The 26185-nt window shown below is 57.8% G+C and carries 29 protein-coding genes; 10 read left to right on the forward strand and 19 right to left on the reverse strand.

Going from position 1 to position 26185, the window contains the following annotated elements:
* Positions 1-1026 (forward strand): zinc-binding dehydrogenase, encoded by a 1026-nt coding sequence (locus MWU60_RS11125; RefSeq protein ID WP_247227370.1) that lies wholly within the window; start codon positions 1-3, stop codon positions 1024-1026.
* Here MWU60_RS11125 and MWU60_RS11130 read toward each other — a convergent pair.
* Positions 1007-1246 carry a helix-turn-helix transcriptional regulator gene (locus tag MWU60_RS11130; RefSeq protein WP_348644682.1) on the reverse strand — a complete coding sequence of 80 codons (240 nt, stop codon included), beginning with the start codon at positions 1244-1246 and terminating at the stop codon, positions 1007-1009. The genes MWU60_RS11125 and MWU60_RS11130 overlap by 20 nt on opposite strands.
* A 5-nt stretch (positions 1247-1251) precedes the next feature.
* Complete coding sequence (locus tag MWU60_RS11135) at positions 1252-1716, reverse strand: DUF2975 domain-containing protein (protein WP_247227372.1); 465 nt, start codon at positions 1714-1716, stop codon at positions 1252-1254.
* A gap of 129 nt (positions 1717-1845) precedes the next feature.
* Here MWU60_RS11135 and MWU60_RS11140 point away from each other — a divergent pair, with 129 nt between their 5' ends.
* The 6 genes from MWU60_RS11140 (at position 1846) to MWU60_RS11165 (ending at position 7375) form a co-directional block, all read left to right on the forward strand.
* Positions 1846-2361 (forward strand): hypothetical protein, encoded by a 516-nt coding sequence (locus MWU60_RS11140; protein ID WP_247227373.1) that lies wholly within the window; start codon positions 1846-1848, stop codon positions 2359-2361.
* Positions 2362-2423: 62 nt separating this feature from the next.
* Positions 2424-2861: a ribosome silencing factor gene (gene rsfS, locus MWU60_RS11145; RefSeq protein ID WP_247227374.1), complete on the forward strand. Its 438-nt coding sequence runs from the start codon at positions 2424-2426 to the stop codon at positions 2859-2861.
* Complete coding sequence (rlmH, locus tag MWU60_RS11150; RefSeq protein WP_247227375.1) at positions 2861-3331, forward strand: 23S rRNA (pseudouridine(1915)-N(3))-methyltransferase RlmH; 471 nt, start codon at positions 2861-2863, stop codon at positions 3329-3331. Before rsfS ends, rlmH begins: the two co-directional genes overlap by 1 nt.
* 102 nt (positions 3332-3433) lie before the next feature.
* Entirely contained in the window at positions 3434-4948 is a 1515-nt protein-coding gene (gpmI, locus tag MWU60_RS11155; RefSeq protein ID WP_247227376.1) for a 2,3-bisphosphoglycerate-independent phosphoglycerate mutase, read from the forward strand.
* Complete coding sequence (locus MWU60_RS11160) at positions 4948-6018, forward strand: peptidoglycan DD-metalloendopeptidase family protein (RefSeq protein ID WP_247227377.1); 1071 nt, start codon at positions 4948-4950, stop codon at positions 6016-6018. The genes gpmI and MWU60_RS11160 overlap by 1 nt, the downstream gene beginning before the upstream one ends.
* 13 nt (positions 6019-6031) lie before the next feature.
* Positions 6032-7375, forward strand: coding sequence for a S41 family peptidase (locus tag MWU60_RS11165; RefSeq protein ID WP_247227378.1), 1344 nt, complete (start codon positions 6032-6034; stop codon positions 7373-7375).
* Between the two features lie 3 nt (positions 7376-7378).
* Here MWU60_RS11165 and MWU60_RS11170 read toward each other — a convergent pair whose 3' ends face one another.
* From MWU60_RS11170 to MWU60_RS11220, 11 genes are all read right to left on the reverse strand, one after another.
* Entirely contained in the window at positions 7379-7834 is a 456-nt protein-coding gene (locus tag MWU60_RS11170; RefSeq protein ID WP_247227379.1) for a DUF1203 domain-containing protein, read from the reverse strand.
* A gap of 121 nt (positions 7835-7955) precedes the next feature.
* On the reverse strand, positions 7956-10400 hold the full coding sequence (locus MWU60_RS11175) for an FAD-dependent oxidoreductase (protein WP_247227380.1): 2445 nt from the start codon (positions 10398-10400) through the stop codon (positions 7956-7958).
* A 93-nt stretch (positions 10401-10493) separates the two neighbouring features.
* Positions 10494-11438 carry a helix-turn-helix domain-containing protein gene (locus MWU60_RS11180; protein WP_247227381.1) on the reverse strand — a complete coding sequence of 315 codons (945 nt, stop codon included), beginning with the start codon at positions 11436-11438 and terminating at the stop codon, positions 10494-10496.
* Positions 11435-12313, reverse strand: coding sequence for a homocysteine S-methyltransferase family protein (locus MWU60_RS11185; protein WP_247227382.1), 879 nt, complete (start codon positions 12311-12313; stop codon positions 11435-11437). The genes MWU60_RS11180 and MWU60_RS11185 overlap by 4 nt, the downstream gene beginning before the upstream one ends.
* On the reverse strand, positions 12310-12765 hold the full coding sequence (locus tag MWU60_RS11190; protein ID WP_247227383.1) for a pyridoxamine 5'-phosphate oxidase family protein: 456 nt from the start codon (positions 12763-12765) through the stop codon (positions 12310-12312). The genes MWU60_RS11185 and MWU60_RS11190 overlap by 4 nt, the downstream gene beginning before the upstream one ends.
* On the reverse strand, positions 12765-15218 hold the full coding sequence (locus tag MWU60_RS11195; protein ID WP_247227384.1) for an FAD-dependent oxidoreductase: 2454 nt from the start codon (positions 15216-15218) through the stop codon (positions 12765-12767). The genes MWU60_RS11190 and MWU60_RS11195 overlap by 1 nt, the downstream gene beginning before the upstream one ends.
* Before the next feature lie 14 nt (positions 15219-15232).
* A complete protein-coding gene (locus MWU60_RS11200) occupies positions 15233-15610 on the reverse strand; it encodes a GFA family protein (RefSeq protein ID WP_247227385.1) in 378 nt (125 codons plus the stop codon).
* A gap of 14 nt (positions 15611-15624) precedes the next feature.
* Entirely contained in the window at positions 15625-16191 is a 567-nt protein-coding gene (locus tag MWU60_RS11205; RefSeq protein ID WP_247227386.1) for an XRE family transcriptional regulator, read from the reverse strand.
* 103 nt (positions 16192-16294) lie between these two features.
* Positions 16295-16747: a GAF domain-containing protein gene (locus MWU60_RS11210; RefSeq protein WP_247227387.1), complete on the reverse strand. Its 453-nt coding sequence runs from the start codon at positions 16745-16747 to the stop codon at positions 16295-16297.
* A gap of 4 nt (positions 16748-16751) precedes the next feature.
* The gene (locus tag MWU60_RS11215; RefSeq protein WP_247227388.1) at positions 16752-17807 is read right to left on the reverse strand and encodes an alcohol dehydrogenase family protein; all 1056 of its coding nucleotides are present in this window, start codon (positions 17805-17807) and stop codon (positions 16752-16754) included.
* Between the two features lie 12 nt (positions 17808-17819).
* A complete protein-coding gene (locus MWU60_RS11220; RefSeq protein ID WP_247227389.1) occupies positions 17820-18974 on the reverse strand; it encodes an acetyl-CoA C-acyltransferase in 1155 nt (384 codons plus the stop codon).
* A gap of 188 nt (positions 18975-19162) precedes the next feature.
* Between MWU60_RS11220 and MWU60_RS11225 the strand changes: the two genes are divergently transcribed.
* Positions 19163-20737, forward strand: a complete 1575-nt coding sequence (locus MWU60_RS11225; protein ID WP_247227390.1) for a gamma-glutamyltransferase family protein — start codon at positions 19163-19165, stop codon at positions 20735-20737.
* A 135-nt stretch (positions 20738-20872) separates the two neighbouring features.
* Complete coding sequence (locus MWU60_RS11230; protein ID WP_247227391.1) at positions 20873-21349, forward strand: hypothetical protein; 477 nt, start codon at positions 20873-20875, stop codon at positions 21347-21349.
* A 30-nt stretch (positions 21350-21379) separates the two neighbouring features.
* Here the strand turns inward: MWU60_RS11230 and MWU60_RS11235 are convergent, their stop codons facing one another.
* Both MWU60_RS11235 and MWU60_RS11240 read right to left on the reverse strand, forming a co-directional pair.
* Positions 21380-21772 carry a hypothetical protein gene (locus tag MWU60_RS11235; protein ID WP_247227392.1) on the reverse strand — a complete coding sequence of 131 codons (393 nt, stop codon included), beginning with the start codon at positions 21770-21772 and terminating at the stop codon, positions 21380-21382.
* An 89-nt stretch (positions 21773-21861) separates the two neighbouring features.
* On the reverse strand, positions 21862-22392 hold the full coding sequence (locus MWU60_RS11240) for an NAD(P)H-dependent oxidoreductase (protein WP_247227393.1): 531 nt from the start codon (positions 22390-22392) through the stop codon (positions 21862-21864).
* 116 nt (positions 22393-22508) lie between these two features.
* Between MWU60_RS11240 and MWU60_RS11245 the strand changes: the two genes are divergently transcribed.
* Positions 22509-24161: a thiamine pyrophosphate-binding protein gene (locus MWU60_RS11245; protein WP_247227394.1), complete on the forward strand. Its 1653-nt coding sequence runs from the start codon at positions 22509-22511 to the stop codon at positions 24159-24161.
* Position 24162: 1 nt separating this feature from the next.
* Here MWU60_RS11245 and bluB read toward each other — a convergent pair whose 3' ends face one another.
* The 4 genes from bluB to MWU60_RS11265 are packed head-to-tail and all read right to left on the reverse strand — an operon-like array spanning position 24163 to position 26173.
* The gene (bluB, locus tag MWU60_RS11250; RefSeq protein WP_247227395.1) at positions 24163-24786 is read right to left on the reverse strand and encodes a 5,6-dimethylbenzimidazole synthase; all 624 of its coding nucleotides are present in this window, start codon (positions 24784-24786) and stop codon (positions 24163-24165) included.
* Positions 24787-25146, reverse strand: coding sequence for a Lin0512 family protein (locus tag MWU60_RS11255; protein ID WP_247227396.1), 360 nt, complete (start codon positions 25144-25146; stop codon positions 24787-24789).
* Entirely contained in the window at positions 25146-25490 is a 345-nt protein-coding gene (locus MWU60_RS11260; protein WP_247227397.1) for a Lin0512 family protein, read from the reverse strand. The genes MWU60_RS11255 and MWU60_RS11260 overlap by 1 nt, the downstream gene beginning before the upstream one ends.
* Before the next feature lie 17 nt (positions 25491-25507).
* Complete coding sequence (locus tag MWU60_RS11265; protein WP_247227398.1) at positions 25508-26173, reverse strand: YrbL family protein; 666 nt, start codon at positions 26171-26173, stop codon at positions 25508-25510.
* Positions 26174-26185: the final 12 nt, after the last annotated feature.

Below are 26185 nucleotides of genomic sequence, written 5' to 3' on the forward strand. Positions count from 1 at the left end.
ATGACCCTACCCAGTGAAATGAATGCGCTTGTCCAACTTCATGATGGCTATGCAGGCACGCAGACGGGGCCAGATGTTACGGATTTAGCGCCGTTTCTGGCCCATGAAACCATCGCTGTTCCCCAGCCGGGCGAGGGGCAAGCGCTGATCAAGGTCCACCTTGCTGCCGTAAACCCGTCGGATATCCATTTCATCAAAGGCGAATATGGCCAGCCACGCGTGAAAGGCATGCCTGCCGGGTTTGAAGCGGTGGGCGAGGTCGTGGCAGGCGACACGCCGCTATTGGGGCAGCGGGTCAGTTTCTTTGCCTCTGCGTCAGGGGCTTGGGCGGAATATGCGCTGACCGATGTGGCCCGCTTGGTGCCCTGCCGCCCCGATTTGTCCGAGGTCGATGCGGCGGGTCAATTGGTCAACCCGCTTACCGCGATTGCGATGTTTGATATCGTGAAGGAAAGCGGTGCTGACAGTTTTGTCCTGAACGCCGCCGGTTCCCAACTGGGCAAACTGCTGATCGCGCTTGGCCGCGATCATGGGATCAAGCCGATTGCCGTGGTGCGGCGCTCTGCGCAAGCCGACAGCCTTAAGGCGCTGGGCGCGGCTGAGGTGATCGTGACCGGGGAATTGGACCCGCTTGGTGCGGCCAAGGCGATTTTTGAAACGCTCAAACCCCGCATCTTGCTGGACGCTGTGGGGGATCAATTCACCTCTGATCTGTTCTTTGCGATGCCAAGTCACGCGCGCTGGGTGAACTACGGTAAACTGTCGACCGAAGCGCCCGCGTTGACCGAACTGGGGCAGATGATCTTTCGTGGCAAACAGATCGAAGGGTTCTGGCTGACGCGTTGGATGGGACAGGTTGATTCTGCGCGCATTCCAGCGGCGTTTATGGAGATTCAGGAGCGTTTCGTTTCCGGCAAATGGAAAACCGATGTCGCCGGAATCGTGCCGCTGTCTCAGGCAATGGATAAACTGCCAGAGGTTCTGGCTTTGCCCGACGGCAAAGCCTTCATTGACCCGCGCGCATAAAGTCAGCGTCATCCGCAGGGGTCTGCGCCTCTAACAAATCGCCCGGCTGACAATCCAGAGCAGCGCAAATCCTGGCGAGCGTATCAAACCTGATACCCTTTACCTTGCCGGACTTTAGCAGGCTGATGTTCTGTTCAGTGATGCCGACAGCCTGTGCCAGATCGCGTGATTTCATCTTGCGGCGTGCCAGCATGACATCAAGGCGGACGATAATTTCCATACCGCTCATACGAAGGCCTTGTTTTCTGCGGCCGCGTCAGACGCTTCGCGCATGGCCCAGCCGATCACGACAATCAGCCCGCCCGAAAGTGCAAAGAAGATCATGTCGCTATTCAGCCCAATGGCGATGCTGCGTTGTCCGGGCGGATTTGCCATGGTCAGCAATAGCGTTTGAAGCGGATACAAGAGAAAATTCGCGGCGGCCAACGCCACAAAACCTTTGCCAATACGCTGGATCAAGACTGCGCAATAATCGGTCAAGACGTCGCCCTTGCTGTAGGCATCGAACAATTTGCGCATCCCATTCAAAATGAAAAGAACGATCAGCACATTGATCAACCCAAGGGTAATTGCGGCCCAAAGCTGGGTTTGCGTGATCTGTGGGGAAAGATCAAAATCGAATTGGCTCGTCGCAAATGTTGCCGGGGACGTTGCCAGGCCGACAATGATCGCGAGAGGCAATAGAATCATACCGCCAATCGTGAGAACCCGCAAAAGCCGGGCAAGCTTCGATAATTTCTGGAGTTTTGACATTTGTTACCTTTCCAAGTTCATAATTTAATGTAAAACAATAAAAAATTTATGTCAAAGGAGATCCCCATGCGCTTTTCTATTCTATCCGTTTTGGTCCTGTCGGCCTGCACAAGCATTGTGCCGCTGACTGCGATGCGACTGAGTACCTTGTCACCGATCACCGCCGATCCTGCGGATTTCGCTGTTGATCTGACGCTGCCAGCAGGGATTGACGTCAGTCCTGAAGGGGCAAAATTGTTATTTACTGTCACGCGCGCGGATCGTGACGAGACTCAGGAAGGGGCATTTGCCTTGCGACGTGAGGGGTCAGTTTTCACAGTAGACCCTGATGATCACGCGGCGCTACGCGTTCTGCAGGCGACAGCGCGGGAATGGAGAGCGGAAAACGGAAGTGAGACGAGCGGTTCGATAATGATAAATGTGTCGCCTTGCCGGCTGGACGCAGGCCCCAGCGCTGACGCACGGGTCAGTGTTGCGATAAGGATGGAACAAGGCGGCGTTTTCATGCCATTGGTGCGTAATGGCCCACTTTCTGCCGTGACGTCACAAGACCAGTTGCGCGATATGCCAGGCTGCCCGTGATCGACATGTTGAAAAATGTCGATGGCATTGCTAATTTCAGGTCATGCCCTCGCGTCGGGGCCATGACGACGTGCTTTAAGGAGGACAATGAACTGTCTCTTTCTACATCGGCTGGGACACCAGCCAACATCGGAGCCTCAGCAATGACCGCTTCGAAAACTGCGACCAGCGATAGCCTTTTGGCGGCTGTTCTCAAATCTCTTGAAGACGACAAAGGCGAAGACATCGTGCAGATCAATCTGCGCGGCAAGTCCGAGATCGGCGACTACATGGTCATCGCATCAGGTCGTTCGAGCCGTCAGGTCACTGCGATGGCTGAGAAACTGGCCGATCGCGTCAAGCAGGATTTCGGGATCATCTCCAAGACCGAAGGCAAGGACACGGGCGATTGGGTTCTGATCGACACAGGCGATATCATCGTGCACATCTTCCGACCCGAAGTGCGCGAGTTTTATCAGCTTGAAAAGATGTGGCAGCCCGGGGCGGCCACCGCCGTCTGATGCGCGTCCAGATTTGCGCTGTGGGCCGTTTGCGCAAAGGGCCCGAGCGCGACCTCTACGACGACTATCTCACCCGGTTTGACCGGACTGGGCGGGCACTGGCCCTTGGCCCTGCGCAACTGATCGAAGTCGAAGACAAAAAGGGCGGCGGCATGGCGGCTGAAGCCGCTTTGTTGGCGCGTACTGTACCCGATGGCGCCTTGATCTGCACGATGGATGAACGCGGCAAGGTCATGAGCTCGCCGGACTTTGCAGTCCTTCTCGCCACTTGGCGCGATCAGGGGCGGCAAGACGTCAGTTTCGTGATCGGTGGCGCGGATGGGATTGATCCCGCATTGCGCGTGAGGGCTGACGCATCTTTGAGTTTTGGCAAGATGGTTTGGCCGCATATGCTGGTGAGGGTGATGTTGGCGGAACAGCTGTACCGTGCCGCTTCGATTTTGTCTGGTGGTCCTTATCATCGCGCTTAGATGCCTCCGGCGCGAGTTTTTCGGGCAAGATGATAGGGTGCGGTGGTTTCCCTGATTGCTCTGCTGCGTTAGACAGCGTCCAATAGAAGTAGGAGCGTTGCGATGCCTGTGCCAAAACCTGTTGTTCTTTGTATTCTTGATGGCTGGGGCCTGCGTGACACGGTTGAAGGCAACGCGCCCAAGCAGGCGCATACCCCGCATTTTGATGCCATCATGCAAGGGCCACATGCGCAGCTTTTGACCCATGGCAATGATGCTGGATTGCCCAGTGGTCAGATGGGCAACTCTGAGGTTGGTCATACCAATATCGGCGCAGGCCGTGTTGTGGCGATGGACCTGGGACAGATTGAACTGTCGATTGAAGACGGATCGTTTTTTGAGGCTAAGGCGCTGGTGGCGTTTATTGCCAAGATGAAAGCCAGCGGTGGCACCGCGCATTTGATGGGTGTTGTGTCCGATGGTGGGGTGCATGGGCATGTCGGTCATATTGTTGCAGCTGCGAAAGCGCTGACGGATGCGGGTGTGCCTGTTGCCATTCATGCCATCACAGATGGGCGCGATGTGGCACCTGCGTCGGCGAAGGAATTTATGGTGCAATTGCAAACCAACCTGCCAGCCGCCGCCCAGATCGTGACCGTCATTGGGCGGTATTTTGCAATGGACCGCGACAATCGTTGGGAGCGGGTCGAGACGGCTTACGATGCTATGATCAACGGCAAAGGCCATGCCGCTGACACACCGCAAGACGCCATCACAGCGGCTTATGACGATGGCAAGACAGATGAGTTTATTCCGGCTACCGTCATTGGCGATTACGCTGGGTTGTCAGAAGGGGACGGATTTTTCTGCCTGAACTTCCGCTCTGACCGCGCGCGCGAGATTTTGGCCGCGATTGCTGACCCGGATTTCGACGGGTTCGAACGCGACCAGCCAAAGCCGGCAGCATTGCTTGGCATGGTCAGCTATTCGGACCGGCACGACGGGTGGTTCAACACAGTCTTCCCTAAGCGCGACATCCAGAACACCCTTGGGGCATGGGTCGCAAAACACGGTCTGCGCCAATTCCGCTTGGCTGAAACCGAAAAGTACCCGCATGTGACTTTCTTTCTCAACGGCGGGATTGAAACGCCCGAGAAAGGCGAAGACCGCCATATGCCCAAATCACCCAATGTGGCGACCTATGACATGCAGCCCGAAATGTCGGCAGGCGAAGTGACTGCGCATTTCGTTAAAGCCATCGAAGAAGGCTACGATCTGATCGTTACCAACTACGCCAACCCCGACATGGTCGGACACACCGGCGATCTGGGTGCTGCGATCAAAGCCTGCGAGGCCGTTGATGATGGTTTGGGGCAGGTGTTGGCGGCGTTGAAGGCCGCAGGTGGTGCGATGATTGTGACGGCTGATCACGGCAATTGCGAGACGATGATTGATCCTGAAACGGGTGGGCCGCACACCGCGCATACGTTGAACCCTGTTCCGGTGGCGCTGGTCGGCGGCCCTGATGGGGCATCCTTGCGCGAAGGGCGCTTGGCCGATCTCGCACCTACGGTGCTCGACCTCATGGGGCTGGACTTGCCGCCTGAAATGACCGGGCGGAGCCTGATCGAGACATGATGCGCCTTGCTGCTTTTCTGATCTGTTTTGGGTCCGTGGCCATCAGCCAGCAAACCGCGCAAGACGCGGCGGCCCAATTGCAGGCCGCACAAGAACAATTGCAAGCTGCGACAAGCGCGCGCGACCGGATTTCGGCACTGACTGAAACCGTGCAGGCCTATGAGGCCGGATTGGCCGCCATGCGCGAGGAGCAGCGCGACATCGCCCTGCGCGAAGCGATTCTGGCTGATGAACTGATCTTGCGGCGCGAAGAATTCGCGCAATTGCTGGGGGTCCTGTCGGCGATGAGCAAAACGCCGCTGCCTGTTTTGCGCGCCCATCCGCAAGGGCCGGTAAACACAGCGCGTGCGGGGATGTTGGTTGCTGATGTTACGCCGGGTCTGGAGGCAGAAGTTTCGCGGCTCAACACGCTTTTGGAGCAAACGCAGACATTGCGCGCCTCTCAGGAAACTGCGGCGCAGACGTTAACTGACGGTCTGCAAGGGGCGCAAACTGCGCGCGCGGCACTGGGACAGGCGGTGTCTCAGCGAACAGATTTGCCTGCGCGGTTTGAGGATGATCCGGTGCAAACGGCCCTGTTGGTGGCCAGCGCCCAGACGCTTGGCGATTTCGCAGCAGAGATGGCGGATGCCCGACCCGATGAAACCGCAACGCTGACGGCTGATGGTAGCCTGCCCTTACCGGTGGTCGGTGTCGTCCTGCCCGATGATGCCAGCGGTCGTCCCGGTGTGCGTATCGGCGCACCGCCCCGCGCGTTGGTTACAGCCCCCGCGCCCGCGACGATCCTGTTTCAAGGCCCGCTTTTGGACTACGGTACGGTTGTTATTCTTGAACCGGCAGCAGACGTGCTATTTATCCTTGCAGGCTTTGCCGAAGTCTTTGGTCAGGCGGGACAAGTGCTGCCAGAAGGTGCGCCAATCGGGCTTTTGGGCGATGGTACGGGATTTAATGACGGGATTTTGACCGAAAATTTAGGCAATGCGGCTGGGCAGCAGGCCCAAGCCCTTTATCTTGAGGTCAGACAAGGGCAAGGTCCCGTGAACCCCGACGCTTGGTTTGCGTTGGAGTAGGTAAGGAAACGCGATGAAAAAGTTGATACTGGCGGCCGTTGGCGGCGCTGCATTTGGATTGGTTGCGACGACGCAGGTGGCAGGCCCGCTTTTGGCGCAAGAGGCGCAGTCAAACACCAGCGTCTACGAACAGCTAGATCTTTTTGGTGATATCTTCGAGCGGATCCGATCGAACTATGTCGAAGAGGTTGATGACCGCGAACTGATCGAGGCCGCCATCAACGGCATGCTGACATCGCTTGATCCACACTCTAGCTATCTGTCTCCAGAAGCGGCACAGCGGATGCGGGTCAGCACATCCGGCGAATTTGGTGGGCTGGGTATTGAGGTCACGCAGGAAGAGGGCTGGGTCAAAGTCGTCTCACCTATGGACGGCACACCAGCGGAAGCTGCGGGCGTTCTGGCTGGCGATTTCATCACAGCCGTCGATGGCGAAAGCGTCTTGGGCCTGACGTTGGACGAAGCCGTACGCATGATGCGCGGCCCTGTCGGTGCTGAAATCATCGTGACAATCGTGCGCGAGGGTGAGGTGGAACCATTTGACGTCTCGATCATCCGGGACACGATCAAACTGACCGCAGTCCGCAGCCGGACAGAAGGCAATGCCGTTGTTCTGCGGGTGACGACCTTTAACGAACAGACCTTTCCCAACCTGCGTGAGGGGATTGAAGAACAGATCGAAGATGCAGGCGGTGTCGACAACATCGACGGTTTCGTCCTTGACCTGCGCAACAACCCCGGTGGTCTGCTAAGCCAGGCTGTCTATGTGTCTGATGCGTTTCTTGACGCGGGTGAAATCGTATCGACACGTGGGCGCGTCGCGTCGGATGGGGATCGCTTCAATGCCAGCCCCGGTGATCTGGCGATGGGTAAACCGATCGTTGTGCTGATCAACGGCGGCTCTGCCTCTGCGTCCGAGATTGTGGCGGGGGCCTTGCAAGACCATCGCCGTGCGATTGTGGTGGGCACAAACTCGTTCGGTAAAGGGTCGGTCCAGACCGTCGTGCCGCTTAGCCAAGATGGTGCGATGCGCCTTACAACGGCACGGTACTACACGCCATCGGGCCGGTCGATCCAGTCGCTAGGGATTTCGCCTGATATAATCGTGGAACAACCGCGGCCACGTCTGGATGAAGAGGAAGAAGACGAAAACGCGACACAGCGCTCCGAAGCCGGCCTGCGCGGGTCACTTGAAAACGACAGCCTGACCGAAGATGAAATCCGCCAGATCGAAGAAGACCGGGCACGGGCCGAGGCAGCGGCAGCGTTGCGCGAGGATGATTATCAACTGGCCTATGCGATTGATATCCTCAAAGGGCTGAACGCGCTGGGGCCAACGGCACTGGTTGATCCGTAGGGTCTAGTCGCGCGTGATGCGGACCTGCCAGCAGTTGTTTCTGGCAGACCGCAGATCGACAAACGCCACGTCGTCGCGGGCCAACAATGTAGCAGCATAGCTTTCGACCGCGTCGCGCGGGGTGATCTGGCCTGTCCCGTAGATGACGCGTTCGTCAGCAGAGTGCGCCTTCAGCAGGTAGTCGGGCGAGACGATGACTTTGGGCAGGGCGGTCCCGTCCGGCGCGCAGTGGTCAGCGCATATAAAGACTGGTCCGGTTTCGGCATAGGCATGGATCGCGTCAAACGGCCGGTAGGCCAAGATCAACATCGGTGCGCCTTCAGGGATCATTTTCAAACAGCAGCGGCAAGGCGCCGACCCATCGCTGATTTGACGCTCTGGCGGATTGCCATAGGCATCCAAACCACCTTCACGAAATGCATCGGCATGGTGGGTGGGCATTCCTGAAAATTTGGGCATCGGGCTCTCCTTGTCTTGCGTAGAGGCATCGCATGGCAAGACAGTAAAACCGACCCGAAACGTGCGGATATTAGGCTAGGTAAGGTGGATCTTGATCCACCTTACTCGCGGCGCACTCAGTTTATACCTTCACCCGCTCACTTTTGGGGTCGTAAAGTGGCTTCAGCTGGGCCTCTGCCTTTACCCGCGTGCCCATCACGTCGATCTCAAAACTGCTGGTCAGCAATTCTGCCACGCTTTCGCCTTTGCATGGCACATAGCCCATGCCAACCGCCGCTCCGAGGTGGTGCCCGTAGCCGCCCGAGGAAAGATACCCCACGGTCTCGCCGTCACGCACGACAGGTTCGTTGTGGTATAGCAGCGGTTCGGGATCAGTCAGTTTGAACTGCACAAGGCGCTGTTCCAACCCGTTTTCCCGCTTCCGCAGCACCGCGTCCCGGCCAATGAAATCGGGCTTGTCCGTCTTCACAGCAAAACCCAGCCCGGCCTCCAACACGTGATCTTCAGATGTGATGTCATGGCCAAAGTGGCGGAACCCCTTTTCCATGCGCGCGGCGTCCATCATATGCATCCCGCAAAGCTTCAGCCCCATGTCCTGACCTGCCTCATGCAGGGTTTCAAACACATGTCCGGCCATGTCAGAGGACATATAGACCTCCCAACCCAATTCACCCACGAAGGTCACGCGGTGCACCCGGGCGAGACCCATGCCGATCTCAATCTCTTGTGCGGTCCCGAAGGGGTTATGATCGTTTGAGAAATCAGCGGGAGACACCGCCTCCAACAGTTTACGGCTGTTCGGGCCCATCACGGCCAGCACAGCTTCGCCCGCTGTGACATCGGTGATCACCACGTTGAAGTCACCCACATGACGCTGCATCCAGACCTGATCGGCCAGACGGGTCGCCGCCGGGGTGACCACCAGATAGGCGGTCTCGGACAGGCGGGTCACTGTGACATCTGCCTCGATCCCGCCGGAGGTGTTTAGAAACTGGGTGTAGACGATCTTGCCCACCTGCACGTCGTATTCGCCGCCGCCGACATAGTTCATAAAGGCGGTTGCATCACGGCCTTCGACGCGGATTTTGCCGAAGGATGACATGTCATACATGCCCACATTCGTGCGGATCGCGTTCACCTCGGCGGCGACATTGCCAAAGAAGTTTTGCCGCTTCCAAGAGTATGCGTACTCCGGCACTTGCCCCTGATCAGCGAACCAGTTGGCGCGCTCCCATCCTGCGATTTCGCCCATTACGCCGCCATGTTGCACGATGTGCTGATGGAACGGGGTGCGGCGGATACCACGCGCTGTGGCTTTCTGACGGAAGGGGAAGTGATCGGCGTAAAGCAGCCCGAGCGTTTCCTTGGACCGTTCAAACAGATAAGTCTTGTTGCCCTGAAACGGCTGCATGCGGCCAATGTCCACATCGCCCAGATCGAACGGCTTTTCGCCCGCGTCCATCCACTGTGACAGGGCCATGCCCGCGCCACCGGCAGATTGAATGCCGATTGAGTTGAAACCAGCCGCGACCCAGACATTATCCATCTCGGGTGCCAGCCCAAGGTGATAGGCGTCGTCGGGGGTGAAGCTTTCGGGGCCGTTGAAGAAGGTATGAATACCCGCCTCGGCCAGCATCGGCATGCGCTCCACGGCAGCTTCGAGGATTGGTTCAAAATGATCGAAATCTTCAGGTAACTGGTCGAATTCAAAGTCCTCAGGGATCCCCTTCATCGCCCAAGGCTTTGCATTCGGTTCAAACGCGCCCAGCAGCATCTTACCGGCGTCTTCCTTGTAGTACGCACATTCATCCGGCACCCGCAGCACGGGCATTTGCGTCAGACCTTCGATGGCCTCGGTTACGATATAGAAGTGTTCACAAGCATGAAGTGGCACATTCACCCCGGCCATGCGGCCAACCTCGTGGCCCCACATGCCAGCACAGTTCACGATCATATCGCAGGTGATGGTGCCGGTTTCCCCGCCTGCCTGCCATTCAACAGATTGCACACGGCGACCTTCGCGATTTATTTTGGTCACTTTCGTGCGCTCGGCTATGACAGCGCCATTCTTCCGCGCGCCTTTGGCAAGGGCCAGCGCGATATTGGCTGGATCGCCTTGACCGTCTTTGGGCAAGTATACGCCGCCTTTGACGCCTTCGATATTCAGATGCTCATAGCGGCTTTTGATCTCATTGGGCGCAATCTCTTCGATTTCGACACCGAAGGCGCGCGCCATCCCGGCAGAGCGTGATAGCTCCTCACGGCGTTCTTCGGTGAGGGCAACGGTGATTGAGCCGACCCGCTTAAAGCCGGTGGCAACGCCGGTTTCCTCTTCCAGATTGCCATAAAGCTCTTGGCTGTATTTTGCGAGCTTCGTCATATTCGCTGTCGCACGCAGCTGGGCAATCAGGCCCGCCGCATGCCAAGTGGTGCCAGACGTCAGCTGTTTGCGTTCCAGCAATACGACGTCTTTCCACCCCAGTTTCGCCAGATGATAGGCGACCGAACATCCGATAACACCACCACCGATGATTACGACGCGCGCGTGTTTTGGAAGGCTTGGCATAGGCGGGGTTCCCAACGACTGAAGAGCACGACTTTTGTGTCAGCTTGCGATATATCGCTCTGCGGAGAAAACGCCAATCTTGGCGCAAATCCACTATTTGTGGCGACCTTTCTTGCGGGCGGCATTCGGGGTCATGCCAAAGGCCTCGCGATAGATCGTTGTGAACCCACTGGGAAAGCCGCAGGCCAGCCCGATTTCATTGATCCGCAGGTCTGTATTCAGCAGCAGGTTGTTGGCCTTGTTCAGCCGCAGACCACGATAATATCCATTCGGCGTCGTCTTCATCAAGCGGTTGAACTTACGCTCTAATGACCGCTTGGACAGGCCTGCGCGTGCCGCAATTTCGCTGATCGCCAGCGGAAATTCCATATTGTCCTGCATCAGCGCAAGACAGGCATCGAGCGACGTGTCGCCTGTTGTTGTGACCTCTTTGCCGGAAAAAGGTTGCAGCGTGTTGAAATGCCTGACCCGCTCATGCAGCAGAATATCAGCGACCGTGGTCATCGTGGCAGAGGTGGCGTGCTGGCTGGCAATCGACAGGGTGATGTCAAAGGTCGCCCCCATCCCCGCGCAAGTGATGATCGCCCCGCCATCCACGGCGAGAGTGGCCTTGGTGTCGAACAACCCCAGACGCTCCATCAGCACGGCCCGGTTTTCCCAATGGGTCGTGTGGCCGCCTGTGTCATCCTTGGTTTCGGCGATGTAATGGCTGGCCGCTTCGGACAGCAGAACAACACGCGCTTGACGACTGGTATAGGCGGACAGCGTGCTTCCCAACGACAAGGCGGGGCAGGCAGGGTCTGAATTGCCCAGCACGAACAGGTAATCAGCTTCAGGGCGTTTTGGCAGCGGTGTCGTGGCGACGATCACTTCGCTGCTGGCCGTGACCGATCCACCATGCGGCGACCGCAGATGCCACTCAAACAACGGTCTGCCGTTGATCCTGTTCGCGAGCCTCAACACTTCAACGACACCGGCAAATTCTGTCAGAACAAAGCCGTCGGCGATGAAGATGTCAAAGACGCATGGGGCTGTCATGGCATGGTGATACGATGCCCGGCGGCTCTGATCTCATCCGCGAGCTTGGCGATATGCGCAGGCCCCACTTCGCAGCACCCGCCGACAATCGTGGCCCCTTGCGCGATCCAGCCAAGGGCAAAGCGGGCGTAGGCCTCTGGCCCCAAGTCGCGGCGCGGGCTAAGTGCGTCAACGGTTGGCTTGTCTTTCAGGAAATCCTTGGTGATCTGGGTAAACCCGTTGGCATATGCGCCAAAGGGCTTGCCACCCTGCGCCAGCACATCCATCGCAGCACCTATCGCCTCTGGTGCGGCGCAATTGGCCAGCAATGCGGCGGCCTCGCTCGCGATGGGCAGCACATCGGCTAAGGGCTCGCCCGAGCGTAGCTTGCTGCCATCCTCATCATCGACGGTCAGCGCCATCCAAACAGGTTTGCCGCCAACAGTCGCAGCCTCAAGCACTGCACGCGCATGGGCCACAGAGGCCACGGTTTCGCAAATGATCAGGTCAACACGTGGGGCCAGCAAAGCAACCACTTCAGCATAAGCGGCAACAGCATCCGCATGGGGCGGCATCAAATCAGGCCGGTACGAGGCACCCAACGGCCCGATCGACCCGGCCAAAACACCGGCATCCTTTGCCTCATCCAACGCGGCATCATAAAGCGCCTCAAACTGGTCCTCCATCCCGGTGCCATCCAGACGGTCACGCAGGATCGCATAGGTATTGGTGGTATGAACCACAGCGCCGGCCGCGCGAAAATCGGCATGGACCTTTGCCACCAGACCGGGGTGATCAATCATCACCTGGGTGGACCACAGCGGCGTCGGGCGGTCGCCTGCGCGGCGCACAAGCTCTTGGCCCATGCCGCCGTCAAGAAGGATGATGTCTGTCAAGGATAGATGGCTCCAAATTTGTCTTTGTAGATGGCGATCATGTCGTCTTCGGTCGCGCCATCATCATAAGGTGGAGTCCATATCTCAGAAGCGGCAGTGATGTCTATTTCTATCAGCGCTGTCATGCGCTGTGCCAGAGCACCAAACACGTCCAGCCATTGCGGGTGCAATTGCACAAACCGGTCTGATGCTTTCATGTGCACGGTGGTGGTTCCACTGACACGCACCGCCTTGCGTTTGAACGGATCAACGAAATTCACCTCAACCGCCGGGTTTGCCATCAGGTTGCGCCGGGTGCCGGGCGAGCGGATGTCGCCATAGGCCACCGTGCGGTCATCCAAAACGATAAAGGTGCCCTTTGGCGACACCGCAGGTGCACCCGCTGAAGTCACCGACGCCACGAACCCGAGGGGGAACGTGGCGATCAGGTCTTTCATAGGGGCGGTCAGCATCAGGCGCGGATCCGTTCGTTCTGGGGGTCCCACAATGGCTGATCTTCCTCAATGGTGGCGGCATAACGCGCACCATAGATATCAACATCGACCTTCGTGCCGGGCACAGCGGCATCCGCGCGCAGCATGCCTAGCGCAATGGATTTATCCACGCGGTAGCCCCAACCGCCGGATGTAGTTTCACCGGCCACTTCGTCACCGACCCAGATGGTCGACATATAAGGCGCATCTGCCGGGCCGGGGTTATCCAGCGTCAGGGTCACAAAGCGCTTTTTTAGGCCCGCCTGCTTTTCAGCCAGCAACGCCGCCTTGCCGGGGAAATCCTGTGGTTTGTCGAACTTGATAAAGCGGTCCAGACCACCCTCAAGCAGCGAATAATCCGTGCTCAGATCGCCCTTCCACGCGCGATAGCCTTTTTCAAGACGCAGGGCGTTCAGGGCGAACATGCCAAAGGGCACAGCACCGGCACCCAGCACCGCATCGTAAAGGGCAGGCATATTTGCATTCGCTGCGTGAATTTCCCACCCCAACTCTCCGGCAAAGCTAACGCGGGCCAGCGCACAATCGATGCCTGCAACCTTCGCAGGTTGATGGCTCAACCAACCGGTAGACAAATCCGCCTCGGTCCCAAGACCCTCAAACAGATCACGTGCCTTGGGCCCCGTGACGATCAGCGTTGAATACTCGGTCGTGTTGTCAGTCAGCGTCAGCCCCTTGGGCAGCCCATTATTGAGCACCTCAAAGTCATGCCATTGGGCAGAGGCGGCGGTGATCAGGGTAAAGAAATCTTCATCGTGCCGCATTACCGACATTTCGGTCAGGATACGGCCGCGATCATCTGCAAAATAGGCCAGGTTCATGCGCCCTATTTTGGGCAAACCACCGGCGATGCGTCCGCGCAGCCACTCCGCGGCCCCGTCGCCAGACAGGTTGAACCGCGAAAAGCCGGGCAGGTCCAGAACACCGACACCATCGCGCACCGCCTCGCATTCCTCTTTCACGCGCGGTTGCCATGGACCTTTGCGGTCCCATGTTTCAGTGGCTTCCAGCGACGTATCATCGCCGTTTTTGGCAAACCAGTTGGCGCGCTCCCATCCGTTATAGGAGCCCATCTGACCGCCCAATGCGATCACCTTGTCATGCATCGGTGACAGTTTCTTGTCGCGCCCGGCAGGCCACATCTTGTGCGGGAAATGCATGCCGTATTCGTGGCCGTAGATTTCGACGGCCTTCTGATGGCAGTAATCCTGATCGGTGTAATCGGTGTAACGGCGCGGATCGACAGCCCACATATCCCACTCGGTCTGACCGTCGACGATCCATTCGGCGGCCACTTTGCCCGCGCCACCGCCTTGGGTGATGCCAAAGGTAAAGACACAAGCCTCATACGCGTTCTTCACACCGGGCATTGGTCCGATCAGCGGCAGACCATCGGGGGCATAAGGGATCGGGCCGTTGATGACGCGACCCACACCAGCGGTGCCAAGGATCGGGACACGCGCCATCGCATCCTCGATATACCATTCCAGCCGTTCCAGATCATCGGGGTAGAGTTGGAAGCTGAAATCATCAGGCTGCGGATCGTCGGGGGTTACCCAATGGGCCTTGCAGTTGCGTTCATAGGGGCCAAGGTTCAGGCCGTTCTTGTCCTGCCGCAGATAGTAAGAGCTATCGACATCGCGCAGCAAAGGCACCTTGTGGCCCTGCGCTTCGGTCCATGCCTTCAGTTCGGGGATTTCATCAGTCAGGAAATACTGGTGGGACATGGTCACCATCGGCACCGTGCGCCCACCAAAGGGCTTGAACCACTCACCAACCTTTTGGGCATAGTACCCGGCGGAATTCACGACCTTTTCGCAGTCGATATCACCCTTTTCGGTATGCACCGTCCATGTGCCATTGGGATGCTGGGTGACACCCGTTGCACTACAGAACCGCTCGATCTTCGCCCCCATCTGGCGCGCGCCCTTGGCCAGCGCCTGGGTCAACTGTGCCGGGTCGATGTCACCGTCATCGGGATCATAAAGCGTGCCTTCCAGATCATGCGTCTCAAGAAACGGATACATCTCTTGCGCTTCATCCGGCGTCATCAGTTTCAGGTTCAACCCCTGATAATTCGCCATCCCCATCGCGCGGGCGAATTCCTGCATGCGTTCCTTGGAATGTGCCAGCCGGATCGATCCGGTGACGTGATAGTTCATCGGATAATCGACCTCTTGGGCCAGCCCCTTATAAAGACCCAGGGAATAGCGCTGCATGTTCATCACAGCCCAGGATGTGCTGAACGACGGGCAGTTGCCTGCGGCATGCCATGTCGACCCGGCGGTCAACTCGTTTTTCTCCAACAGAACGCAATCGGTCCAGCCCTTCTTGGCGAGATGATACAGGGTTGAAACGCCGACCACGCCCCCACCAATAATCACAACGCGTGCGGTAGTCGGGAAATCAGCCATATCTTTCGCTTTCTCTAGTCGGGGATGTGCGGGGCATCATCCGGGATGGTGTAGTAATCGCCAGCGTCGGCGGTAAAGATATGCTTAGCAGGGCGCATGCCCGTGGGCAGGTCAAGGCAACCTGCGGCAATGCCTAGGTGATTTGCGCCAATCGGTTGATAAAACAGGCTTGATCCGCAGTTTTTGCAGAAGCCACGGCGCGCAGTGTCGGACGACTGAAACCAAGCCAGACCGTCATCGCGGGTGAAAGTCACGTCGGCAGTATCGGCACGGGTCGAGGCCCAGTAGTGTCCGCTGGTACGGCGGCATTGGCTGCAATGGCAAAAGGTGATGGTGTTGCGGGCGTTTGCTATTTCAAACGCGACAGCGCCACATTCGCAACGTCCCTGCATCGACACGCGCGCCACTAGTAGATCGGCGGAGAGATGACCCAGACAATCTCGCAAGGTTCATCATAGGGGTTCCACCATTGGAACTGCTCACCGCGCACGCGAAAGCTGTCACCGGCCTGAAGCTCAAACCGGTTTCCATCCAGTTCAATTTCAAAGCGTCCGCTGACAATGTAGCAGACCTCTTGTGTTGGCCGCGAAAGCGGCTCAGGCAGGCTTGAATGCGGGGCAAACGACGAATGAACCACCTCAAAATCATCCGTCAAATCAGGCGACAACAGCGCTTCGGTCAGGCCGTCGGTGCGACTTCCGATGGGCCTGCGGGCATGCGCGCGCACGATCAGCCCTTCTTCTTCTGGCGAAACACCCACCTGCAGAAAGCTTGAGATTGAGACATCAAGTATGTTCGCCATGCGTCCCAGGTCAACAATGGCAGGGTGCGACTTGTCCCGTTCCACCTGACTAAGCCAGCCGACGGAACGGCCAAGCGCATCTGCCAGATCAACCAAAGTCATCTTGCGTGCCTTGCGCAGCGCGCGGATATCCGCACCCAACGTAGGGACTGTGATCCGATCATCTGGCATGGGGGACCCATGCACAGGGATAGCGAAATGTCATTCAGTTGATCCAGTCAATTATCAAAACATATTTGTTGTTGCTCGGCACCACGAGTTTGCCACTAAATACTCAGTTTTCAAATACCAAACTGAGGACACGCTGCAGCCCGGCAACATCGTCCGTCGTAAAGATATCAGGCTGGTCGCTATCGATGTCAAAGACACCAATCAGCGTGCCCTGACGGTTGCGCACAGGCAGGACCAATTCCGACCGCGTACTGCTTGCGCAGGCGATATGTCCGGGGAAGGCATCCACATCCGGTACCAGTTGTACCTTGCCAGTACGCGCCGCCGCTCCGCAAACCCCGCGATGAAACGGGATCACCAAACAGCCATGCCCGCCTTGATACGGCCCGATCTTCAGCACTTCGGGTGCAGTCACGCGGTAAAACCCGGTCCAATCAAACCGATCATCGCTGTGATGTACCTCACAGGCGACGGTGGCCATCAGCGCGACTTCATCGTCTTCGCCCGCCGTCAGGGCCGCGACTGTTTGGTAGAGGTCGTCATAGTTCACACGCATTGTGCTAATTCTCGCTATTTTCCGTGATCGTCAAAACAATCTTGCCGGTATAGGCTTTGTCGGCAAAGGCCGCTTGCGCAGCGTTGATTTCTTTCAGTGGGAAAGTCGCCGCTACCAATGGTTTGATCGCGCCTGTCTCAATCAGCCGGACCAGATTGCCGAATACCGCAGGCTCCAGCACCGTGCATCCAAAAAAGCTGAGGTCTTTGAGGTAAAGCGTCCGCACATCCAGATCGACAATAGGGCCGCCAACTGCACCGGCAACCGCATAGCGACCCTTGGGGCGCAGCACATCCAGAAGACCGGACCACTTTTCGCCAGCGACCAGATCAACCACGACATCGACGCAGTTGGCACCCAAGGCCGCCACATAATCCGCATCGCGATCGACGATCACCTCAGCGCCCAGATCACGCAAGGACTGCGCTTTGGCCTCACTCGTCACCACCGCAACGCGCGCGCCCCGCGCCTTGGCCAGCTGGACCGCAGCAGAACCAACGCCCCCAGAGGCACCCGTGATCAGAACCGTCTCGCCTGCTTGCAAATTTGTACGGGTCAACATGTTCTCGGCAGTCGAATAAGAACAGGGAAATGAGGCCAGTTCCGCATCGGTCAACGTGCTTTCAATCGCATAGGCATGGCGCGCCGCAACCGTGCAGTATTCCGCAAAAGCCCCATCACATTCCGAGCCAAAGAACCAAGGCTGGTCCAGCATCCGACCGCGCGCTTCGATCAAACAAGGCTCTACCAATACACGTTGTCCAATGCGGGAGGGGTCCACGCCTTCACCAACAGCCACGATAGACCCGCAGGCATCAATGCCCTGAATACGCGGAAAGCGCAGGGGCATACCGGTCCAACTGGCATCACCCGCGTCATTGTCACCTTTGGAGTACCAGCCAACGCGGGTGTTGATATCGGTGTTGTTCACGCCGGCAGCCGCAACGCGGATCAATACTTCCCCGGCCATGGGAACCGGTCGGGGTAAATCCTCGCGCCACGCTAAAACCTCGGGCCCGCCATGCCCTGTCAGCGCGACACCGCACATTGTCTCAGTCATCTTTTGACTACCTTAAACCCGCTCAATCGCGATGGCCGTGCCTTCGCCACCGCCGATGCAGATGGCAGCGACACCACGTTTCAGGCCACGGGTCTCTAACGCATTGAGCAAAGTCACCATGATGCGCGTCCCCGATGCGCCGATAGGATGACCCAACGCACAAGCGCCGCCATTCACATTCACGATGTCACGCGGAATATGCATCTCTTGCATAAAGGCCATGGGCACAACGGCAAAAGCCTCGTTAACCTCCCACAGGTCTACATCATCGGCGTCCCAGCCGATCTTGGCTAACAGCTTTTGCGCCGCTGGGACAGGGGCGGTCGTAAACCACCCAGGTGCCTGTGCGTGGCTGGCGTGCCCCAAAACCCGCGCACGGGCGTTCGTGCCATCCGCCGACAACACCAAAGCTGCCGCACCATCCGAAATGCTGGATGCATTGGCCGCGGTAACGGTCCCATCGGGGCGAAAAGCAGGTTTGAGCAACGGGATTTTTTCAGGCCGCGCCTTCCCCGGTTGTTCATCGCGGGTGAACGTATCTTCGCCGGTGCGGGCATGGACGGTGACAGGTGCGATTTCGTTGTCAAAGGCACCTGATCGTTCCGCATCCAGCGCATTGGACAGCGACGCCATCGCATATTGATCCTGCGCCTCGCGGGTGAACTGATATTTCTCGGCGCAATCCTCTGCAAAAGTGCCCATCAGACGGCCCTTGTCGTAAGCATCTTCCAACCCATCCAGGAACATACTGTCCTGCACGGATTGGTGACCGATCCGAGCGCCAGCACGCATCTTGGACATCAGGTAAGGAGCGTTGGTCATACTCTCCATCCCGCCCGCAATCATCGTTTCAGCGCCACCCATAGCAATCTGATCGAACGCCATCATCGCGGTTTTCATCCCAGAACCACACATCTTATTGAGGGTCGTCGCAGGCACACTCTCATCTAGACCCGCCAAAAACCCAGCTTGTCGGGCGGGGGCCTGCCCCTGACCGGCGGGCAGCACACATCCCATCAGCACCTCATCCACAGTCCGGGCACCTGCCCCTTCGATGGCGGCCTTGATTGCGGCACCGCCCAAATGGGGTGCATCAACATCTGAGAAAATCCCTTGAAATCCGCCCATCGGCGTGCGGGCCGCACCGGTGATGAAAACATCTCGCATCGCAAATCTCCCATGGTTTCGCCGACAGGCTACGCCCCAAACCAGCAAAGCAAAAGCCCAACCGCTTATCATCTTGCCCAAAAAACTCCCGCGGGAGGCTCGGGGCCTTATCATCAAAACCGCACCTGCCATTGCACAGCCCGGCCCAAGCGTTAGTTTAAAGCGCAACACCAAAAAGGACCTCTCCAATGCGCAACTTCCATAAACCGGGCCGCTCCGCCGTTTACGCAACCAACGGCATGTGCGCCACATCGCACCCGCTGGCCGCCAAAGTCGCCGTGCAGATGATGGAAGCAGGCGGCAACGCCATGGACGGGGCCATCGCGGGTGCGGTGCTGCTGGGTTTGTGCGAGCCGCAGATGACGGGCATCGGCGGCGATTGCTTTGTGCTGATGACACCTCCCGGCGAAGATCGGGTGGTCGCATTGAACGGATCGGGACGGGCACCTGCGGGAATTGATGCGGAAAAACTGCGGGCCAAAGGCGACGTTATCGCACCCTATAGCGCAGATGCCGTCAGCGTCCCCGGCGCTGTCGATGCGTTCTGCCGCTTGTCCAAGGACTGGGGCAAGCTGGGTTTGAAAGCTGCCCTCGCGCCTTCCATCCACTATGCAGAGGCTGGCATTCCGGTGGCCGAACGCGTGGCCTTCGATTGGGCGCAATCGGTTGACAACCTTTCAGGGCATGCCCGCGACCTCTATCTGATGAACAACGCGGCGCCCCAAGCAGGGCAACTGTTCCGCGCCCCTGAACAGGCGCAAGTGCTGCGCCGCATCGCCATGGATGGGCGCGAGGGGTTCTATGAAGGCGAAGTTGCCGAAGATATGGTCGCCAGCCTGAACGCTTTGGGCGGCACCCACACGCTGGACGATTTCGCCAACACCGCCTGCGAGTACGTTGATCCGATCATGGGCGACTACAGCGGGCTGGACCTGTACGAGCATCCACCCAACGGGCAGGGGGCAACGGCCATCCTTCTGCTGAACATGCTCAAACACTTCGACATTGCAGGCATGGACCCTTGGGGGGCCGAACGGGCACATATCGAAGCGGAAGCAACCAAATTGGCCTACGACACCCGCAATCGGTTCCTGTCAGACCCCGATCACATGACGCGGCTCGACTACATGACATCGCCCGAAACGGCGGCTAAACTCGCCGCCCTCATCGACCCAGGCAAAGCTATGCCCGCAGGCCTACCGGGTGCCGAGGCCGTGCATAAGGACACGATCTATATCACCGTGGTCGACAAGGACCGCATGTGCGTGTCGCTGATCTATTCGGTGTTCCACTCCTTCGGCTCTGGAATCGCATCCGACAAATTCGGCGTGCTGTTCCAGAACCGCGGCGCGGGGTTTACGCTGGAAGAGGGGCACCCCAACGAGGTCGGCCCCGGCAAACGCCCCATGCACACGATCATCCCTGCGATGCTGAAGAAAGAGGGCAAGGTGATGATGCCCTTCGGCGTGATGGGCGGGCAGTATCAGTCCACCGGGCACGCGCGCTTCGTGACCAACGTCACCGATTTCGGGCTGTCACCACAGGCCGCCATGGACGCGCCGCGCTGCTTTGCCGAAGGAGAAGTGCTGAACGTCGAAGACGGCTATGGGGATGCAGTGAAAGCCGAACTGAGCGATCTGGGCCACAACGTGCAAAGACCCGAAACAGCGATAGGCGGATCACAAGCGATCCTGCTGCATGAGAATGGGGTGCTTGAGGGGGGAAGTGACCCGCGGAAAGATGGGTGCGCGATTGGGTATTGATCAATGAAACCAAATCTCAGTTCGCACTACAAACGAATTGTTTTCGTAGGATTCGTTTCGCATATCCTAGCAACTTCTGCTTTCGCTGATGGACCATCGCTAGCTGACGCATTTGAACAAGCTAGCCTCCCTTCAATGAGTGCGACAACAAGCATTTCATACAGTTTGAATGGCTGCGTTTTCCAAGAGGTATTGATTAACCAAAACTATTGTCGATATTTCGGACAAGTTGAGGGTGACCGTATAATAACCACAACTGTTGATCTTAGAGAGGTTAAAGCAATCTCAACGAGTGAAGCACTTGGGAATTTTTACATGAAATTTGACTTAGACTATGGCGGTCCAGGCAGTCTTTTTGTTTTAACTGATCGTCTCCTGAATGGTTCAGAAGGAGCCTTCGAAAGATTTTCAGAACAAGACGCAGCAGCTCTTAACGCGGCAGAACTGAGTAGTATGAGAATATTTTCAAGATGTGACGGTTCACCCGATGGGTTTCGAAAGCAATCGAGCCTTGCGATCATAACGGCTGTTGAACCTAGAGGCTGGCTACGTCTTGTAGAGTTGGCCACTGAGTGTCGAGCACCTGACGCGATGGAATACACCAGTAGATGATGTTGGAGGCCTAGTTGATAGATGCCGTCGTCACCCCGCCCGCAACGACCGCAAGAACAACCCAATCCCACCAACCAGCAGCACCAAGATCACGATCAGATCAAACGCGCTCATCCGCGCCAGTTGCAGCGTCATATTCGCGATCACGCCGAAGATCAGCGCGACCAGTGATGCCCCGGCAATTCCCCAGCCGAGCCAGTTCTTGGAATTGTAGAAAATCATCCCCACGCCAAACATAAACGGGATCAGGATCATGCCGGAGGTGATCGGCACGCCGCCGATCCCGAAGACCCGCGACCCCATCCCAAAGTTTGGCCGCACCACGATCCCGTTCAGCAGCAGATACCCGCCGCCGACCATCATGATCAGCCCGATCAGAAAGCTGCCGGTTCCGCCGTCGCTGCCGCCTGCGCCTCGTGCCATGAAATTCTCCTGTTTGCCGTCTTGCGGCAGAGTTTAGAGCCGCACCCTATCATTTGCTAGCCGCATCATGTGCGCGCACGGTCTGTAAGCTAAATGCGGGCCTTCAAAGCCTCCATCAGCTCGGTCAGCAGTTTGATGTACATCTCACCCGTCAGCTTGCCGTTTTCATCGAATTCATTGCTTGAATTGGCCAGCAACACCTCTGGCCCCTGCAAGATATCTGGTCGAAACGCCATCATGGCCAGCCGCAGTGAAAACTGCGCCCGCTCACCCCCGGCACGCCCCGCCGCAGCCGACATGATCGCCAGCGGCTTGCCGTTCCAGGGGCCGCCCTTTGTGCGGCTGACCCAATCGAGCGCGTTCTTGAGAGACCCGGAAATTGCCTTGTTATATTCAGGTGTTGAGATGATCACAGCATCTGCCGCGGCGATCTGATCGGACAGGGTTTGTACCTTCGCAGGCACCCCTTCGGCCTCTTCCAGATCACCGTTGTAGAGGGGAAAATCAATGTCGGCGAGGGTGAATTCATCTGCCCCGATAATCCGCGCTGCGTTGTGGACAAGTAGGGTGTTGGTCGATGCTTTGCGCAATGATCCAGAGATGCCAAGAAGTTTGGTCATGGTCGTTCCTTTTGCTGGTTTGAGCAGAGATAGCGCATGGGGCGCCGCTGGCCAGCACAAGGCTTGCAAGGCCGTGCGGACTGGCACATTGTGATGCCAAAGAAGGGGAGCCAAAGATGATCCGGCACGGCGGGAAAATACTGAGTGATCAATTGGTTAAGCTTGGCGTCGAGCGCGTTTTTTCGGTTCCCGGCGAAAGCTTTCTTGCCGCCCTTGATGGTCTTTACGACAGTGGCATTCCCAATATCGTCTGTCGCCAAGAAGGCGGTGCAGCGATGATGGCCGAGGCTTACGGCAAAATGACCGGCAAGCCCGGCGTCTGCTTTGTCACGCGCGGACCGGGAGCCACCAATGCGTCTGCCGGTATCCACATCGCGATGCAGGACAGCACACCAATGGTTTTGTTCGTAGGCCAGATCGACAACCGGCATACAGATCGTGAGACATTCCAAGAGGTTGATTACAAAGCCGTCTTTGGCGGGCTGGCGAAGTGGGTTGCCCAAGTCAACGACACTGATCGCCTGCCCGAATACATCGGGCGCGCCTTTCGCGTGGCCATGTCCGGGCGCCCTGGCCCGGTGGTACTGGCCTTGCCGGAAAACATGCTCAGCGCCAGTGCGGATGTGCCGGATATCAAGATGCCCCAGACGACTTCTCAACCCTTGCCCGAGACAACGGCGCAAACCATCCTGCATGAGCTTGCTCAATCACAGCGCCCGCTGATCGTGGTTGGTGGGCCCCATTGGTCGGCACAGGCGCAGGCGGATTTGCAAGCCTTCGCCGAGTGCCAGCAGGTGCCCGTCGCCGTCGGTTTTCGTCGTCAAGATTACATGGACAATCATCATGCAAATTATGTCGGCGATCTTAATGTCGGCATCAATCCCAAGCTCGCTGCGCGTGTGCGCGAGGCGGATACGTTGATCCTTTTAGGCACGCGTTTCGGTGACATCGAAACGCAGGGTTACACGCTGGTTGATCCGGCCAAACCGGGCAAACGGGTCGTGCATGTACATGCGGACGCAGATGAACTGGGCCGCGTCTATACGCCTAATATCGCGATTAACGCAACGGCGCCTGCCGTTTTGCGCCAACTGGCAAATGCAGAGCACGCGGGTGAATGGGCCAGTTGGACGGCCGAGGCCCGCGCGGATTATGAAAGCTGGCTGAAACCGCAGGAAAGCCCCGGTGCCCTTAAGCAGGAGGATGTGGTCAAGTGGCTCTCGGACAACCTGCCGGACGATGCAATCCTGACCAATGGCGCAGGTAACTACGCGGCATGGCTGCATCGCTATTTCGTTTACAAAGAATACGGCACGCAGCTTGCCCCGACCTCTGGGTCAATGGGGTATGGGTTTCCTGCGGCGATCTCGGCCTCGTTGGCCAACCCTGATCGGACGGTTGTTTGCCTTGCAGGGGACGGCTGTTTCCAGATGACTTGCAATGAAATGTCGACTGCTGTGCAACACGGCGCAAAACCCGTTGTCATCGTCATGAACAACGGCCGCTATGGCACCATCCGTATGCATCAGGAAAAGACCTATCCGGGGCGCGTTTCCGGGACGGCAATTCATAATCCCGACTTCGCTGCTTTGGCGCGCAGTTACGGTGGACATGGTGAGTTGGTCACAAAATCCGATGATTTTCCTGATGCTTTTGCACGTGCGCAGGCGTCCGGCACAGTGGCGGTGATTGAATGCAAGGTTGACGAAGAAGCGCTGGCAACAGGCACCACATTAAGTGCCGTACGAGAGGCCGCATTGAAGCGGTAAGCTAGACATCCTGCCAGATCGTCTCTGCGTTGGTTTGCCATGCATTGCGATGCAGCAGTGGCGTGTCATCATCTGATGCGGCTTTGCCCAAACACAGATACCCGGTCAGGTGCCAGTTTTCAGGCACATCCAGTGTGTGCGCTACGGCCTGTGGATCGAGGATCGACACCCAGCCAACGCCAAGATTTTCGGCCCGAGCAGCCAACCAAAGCGTGTGGATTGCCGCTACCGTTGAATAGTTCAACATCTCCGGCATGGTCTGTCGCCCCAATCCGTGCCCTGCTTCCGGTTCAGTTTCCGTGAATATGGCAAGGTGAACAGGGGCCTCGCGCAGCCCGGCGAGTTTGAGGGCGTTGTAGGCGGCGCGTTGGTCGTCTTGGTAAAGTTCCGCCGCTTGCGCATTTGCCGTTTCGAAGTTCCGGATGACTGCGTCGCGCCGGTCCGCCGATTTCACATGCAGCACGCGCCAAGGGCGGGCATTGCCGACGGATGGTGCAAAATCCATCGCCTTGCGCAAACGGTCCAGAACCGCGACCGGCACTGGGTCTGGCAGAAAGTGCCGCACATCACGCCGCCATAGCAGAATGTCCTGCAACGCGTCGCGGTGGGCTTGGCTGAGTTCCATTCAGGTCTGCACCCATTTACCTGCTTGTGAGGGTAAGAAAGCTTCAACAGAAGCTGTGGCAACGACGGCGGTATCGCCGGTTTCGGGATTGGGGATGTTCAGCCCACCTTTCACCACACTCACCTGCGCACGCCCGCGGGGCAGACCGGATTTCAGCGCATCGGCGTCAATCTTGTCAGGCTCCTGTACGGCGACGGTGACCTGCACGCGCATTTCGGTATGAGGCAGATCAATGCTTTCAAAGATCGGCAGCGTGGAATGGCGGATTGCGTCTTCGATCGCGCGGCGCGCTGCCTTTTGGTAGTCCATCCCGTGCAGGTCATTGCCCATGCCCATTTCGATAATGACACGTTGTTCCATCAGGCGGGCTCCATCTCAAACGACACGTTGATCGCGACATTGGCAATGACGGTCGGTTTGCCATCTGGGCGCGGGACATCAAGGCCACCGTGGTGGACGGTGATCGTCGGTTGGCCATAGGGGAAAATGTCGAGCAGGCTTTGTGTATCGACCTGATCGGGCTGCTGCACGCCAACCTCAACATCAATCAGCATCGCCTCTTTGGGAAAACCGAAAAGTTCGGCCATATTGATGGAGTTGTGCCACAGGGCGTCTTGCAAACCACGTCGCGCCGCTTGGGTATAGTCTTGGCGGCGCAGGCTGGTGCCCATGCCAAATTCAGTGAGGACGCGGTGTTTGGGCATAAGGGCCTCCGTTCGATTTACAGGCTGAATTGGCGACTGGTCGGGTCCCATGTCAGCCCCGTTCTATGGGCCAGACGTTTGCATCCGTCGTCAAGCCCGAAGCGGTTGAAGAAACGTCCCCATGACCGGACCGGGATCGCGTGGATATCGCCAAACCCATCGACAAGCACACATTCGCGCGGGCCTTGGACGCCACCGATCTGGCGATGCCCGAAGACAAAGTTGCGGGCAGTCATATCGCCGGCACGCACATCGTAGCGATAGAGGCGGGCAATGGTATCATTCAAAAGCGCAAGATCTTCCGAGGTAAGCGGGCCTGCTGCCGACTTCGATTTCAAGGTGGTGCCCAAGGCATCATTGTCCAGCACCGCATCGCTGAGGCACGCCAGCCCGAGGTTGGTTTGCACAAAGCCATACATATGCGAAATCGGCGGGTGGATAGGTGCGGGCCAGGGGCCCAGCATCAGGCGCAGATATTCCTGATACTCCTTGCGGGCCCACCGTTTGCGGATGTGGGGAAAGTATTTTTCCGTCAGCGTTGCAAGGCGCGCGCGTCCTGTCGTTAGCGGGATGTCACGAAGCACTTTCACCAGCTTTTCAGGATCGGTCGGGTGCCGATAGATCGCGCGCTGTGTGCCGCTGGCCAGCACGTTTTCGGGATCAAGGTAGAGCATGGGGACCATATCGGTGTTCCG

The sequence above is a fragment of the Yoonia sp. F2084L genome (genome assembly GCF_023015625.1).
Classification (GTDB): domain Bacteria; phylum Pseudomonadota; class Alphaproteobacteria; order Rhodobacterales; family Rhodobacteraceae; genus Yoonia.

Bases quoted from the DNA above. Each gene is read 5' to 3' on its own strand.
- MWU60_RS11210 (WP_247227387.1), bottom strand. From the start codon at position 16,747: ATGCGTGTGAACTATGACGACCTCTACCAAACAGTCGCGGCCCTGACG.
- MWU60_RS11125 (WP_247227370.1), top strand. From the start codon at position 1: ATGACCCTACCCAGTGAAATGAATGCGCTTGTCCAACTTCATGATGGC.
- MWU60_RS11190 (WP_247227383.1), bottom strand. From the start codon at position 12,765: ATGCTGACCGCCCCTATGAAAGACCTGATCGCCACGTTCCCCCTCGGG.
- bluB (WP_247227395.1), bottom strand. From the start codon at position 24,786: ATGGAACTCAGCCAAGCCCACCGCGACGCGTTGCAGGACATTCTGCTA.
- MWU60_RS11240 (WP_247227393.1), bottom strand. From the start codon at position 22,392: ATGACCAAACTTCTTGGCATCTCTGGATCATTGCGCAAAGCATCGACC.
- MWU60_RS11130 (WP_348644682.1), bottom strand. From the start codon at position 1,246: ATGGAAATTATCGTCCGCCTTGATGTCATGCTGGCACGCCGCAAGATG.
- MWU60_RS11225 (WP_247227390.1), top strand. From the start codon at position 19,163: ATGCGCAACTTCCATAAACCGGGCCGCTCCGCCGTTTACGCAACCAAC.
- MWU60_RS11245 (WP_247227394.1), top strand. From the start codon at position 22,509: ATGATCCGGCACGGCGGGAAAATACTGAGTGATCAATTGGTTAAGCTT.
- MWU60_RS11160 (WP_247227377.1), top strand. From the start codon at position 4,948: ATGCGCCTTGCTGCTTTTCTGATCTGTTTTGGGTCCGTGGCCATCAGC.
- MWU60_RS11230 (WP_247227391.1), top strand. From the start codon at position 20,873: ATGAGTGCGACAACAAGCATTTCATACAGTTTGAATGGCTGCGTTTTC.
- gpmI (WP_247227376.1), top strand. From the start codon at position 3,434: ATGCCTGTGCCAAAACCTGTTGTTCTTTGTATTCTTGATGGCTGGGGC.
- MWU60_RS11200 (WP_247227385.1), bottom strand. From the start codon at position 15,610: ATGCAGGGACGTTGCGAATGTGGCGCTGTCGCGTTTGAAATAGCAAAC.
- MWU60_RS11215 (WP_247227388.1), bottom strand. From the start codon at position 17,807: ATGACTGAGACAATGTGCGGTGTCGCGCTGACAGGGCATGGCGGGCCC.
- MWU60_RS11255 (WP_247227396.1), bottom strand. From the start codon at position 25,146: ATGGAACAACGTGTCATTATCGAAATGGGCATGGGCAATGACCTGCAC.
- MWU60_RS11165 (WP_247227378.1), top strand. From the start codon at position 6,032: ATGAAAAAGTTGATACTGGCGGCCGTTGGCGGCGCTGCATTTGGATTG.
- MWU60_RS11195 (WP_247227384.1), bottom strand. From the start codon at position 15,218: ATGGCTGATTTCCCGACTACCGCACGCGTTGTGATTATTGGTGGGGGC.
- MWU60_RS11180 (WP_247227381.1), bottom strand. From the start codon at position 11,438: ATGACAGCCCCATGCGTCTTTGACATCTTCATCGCCGACGGCTTTGTT.
- MWU60_RS11265 (WP_247227398.1), bottom strand. From the start codon at position 26,173: ATGGTCCCCATGCTCTACCTTGATCCCGAAAACGTGCTGGCCAGCGGC.
- MWU60_RS11175 (WP_247227380.1), bottom strand. From the start codon at position 10,400: ATGCCAAGCCTTCCAAAACACGCGCGCGTCGTAATCATCGGTGGTGGT.
- rsfS (WP_247227374.1), top strand. From the start codon at position 2,424: ATGACGACGTGCTTTAAGGAGGACAATGAACTGTCTCTTTCTACATCG.
- MWU60_RS11205 (WP_247227386.1), bottom strand. From the start codon at position 16,191: ATGCCAGATGATCGGATCACAGTCCCTACGTTGGGTGCGGATATCCGC.
- MWU60_RS11140 (WP_247227373.1), top strand. From the start codon at position 1,846: ATGCGCTTTTCTATTCTATCCGTTTTGGTCCTGTCGGCCTGCACAAGC.
- MWU60_RS11170 (WP_247227379.1), bottom strand. From the start codon at position 7,834: ATGCCCAAATTTTCAGGAATGCCCACCCACCATGCCGATGCATTTCGT.
- MWU60_RS11260 (WP_247227397.1), bottom strand. From the start codon at position 25,490: ATGCCCAAACACCGCGTCCTCACTGAATTTGGCATGGGCACCAGCCTG.
- rlmH (WP_247227375.1), top strand. From the start codon at position 2,861: ATGCGCGTCCAGATTTGCGCTGTGGGCCGTTTGCGCAAAGGGCCCGAG.
- MWU60_RS11135 (WP_247227372.1), bottom strand. From the start codon at position 1,716: ATGATTCTATTGCCTCTCGCGATCATTGTCGGCCTGGCAACGTCCCCG.
- MWU60_RS11235 (WP_247227392.1), bottom strand. From the start codon at position 21,772: ATGGCACGAGGCGCAGGCGGCAGCGACGGCGGAACCGGCAGCTTTCTG.
- MWU60_RS11220 (WP_247227389.1), bottom strand. From the start codon at position 18,974: ATGCGAGATGTTTTCATCACCGGTGCGGCCCGCACGCCGATGGGCGGA.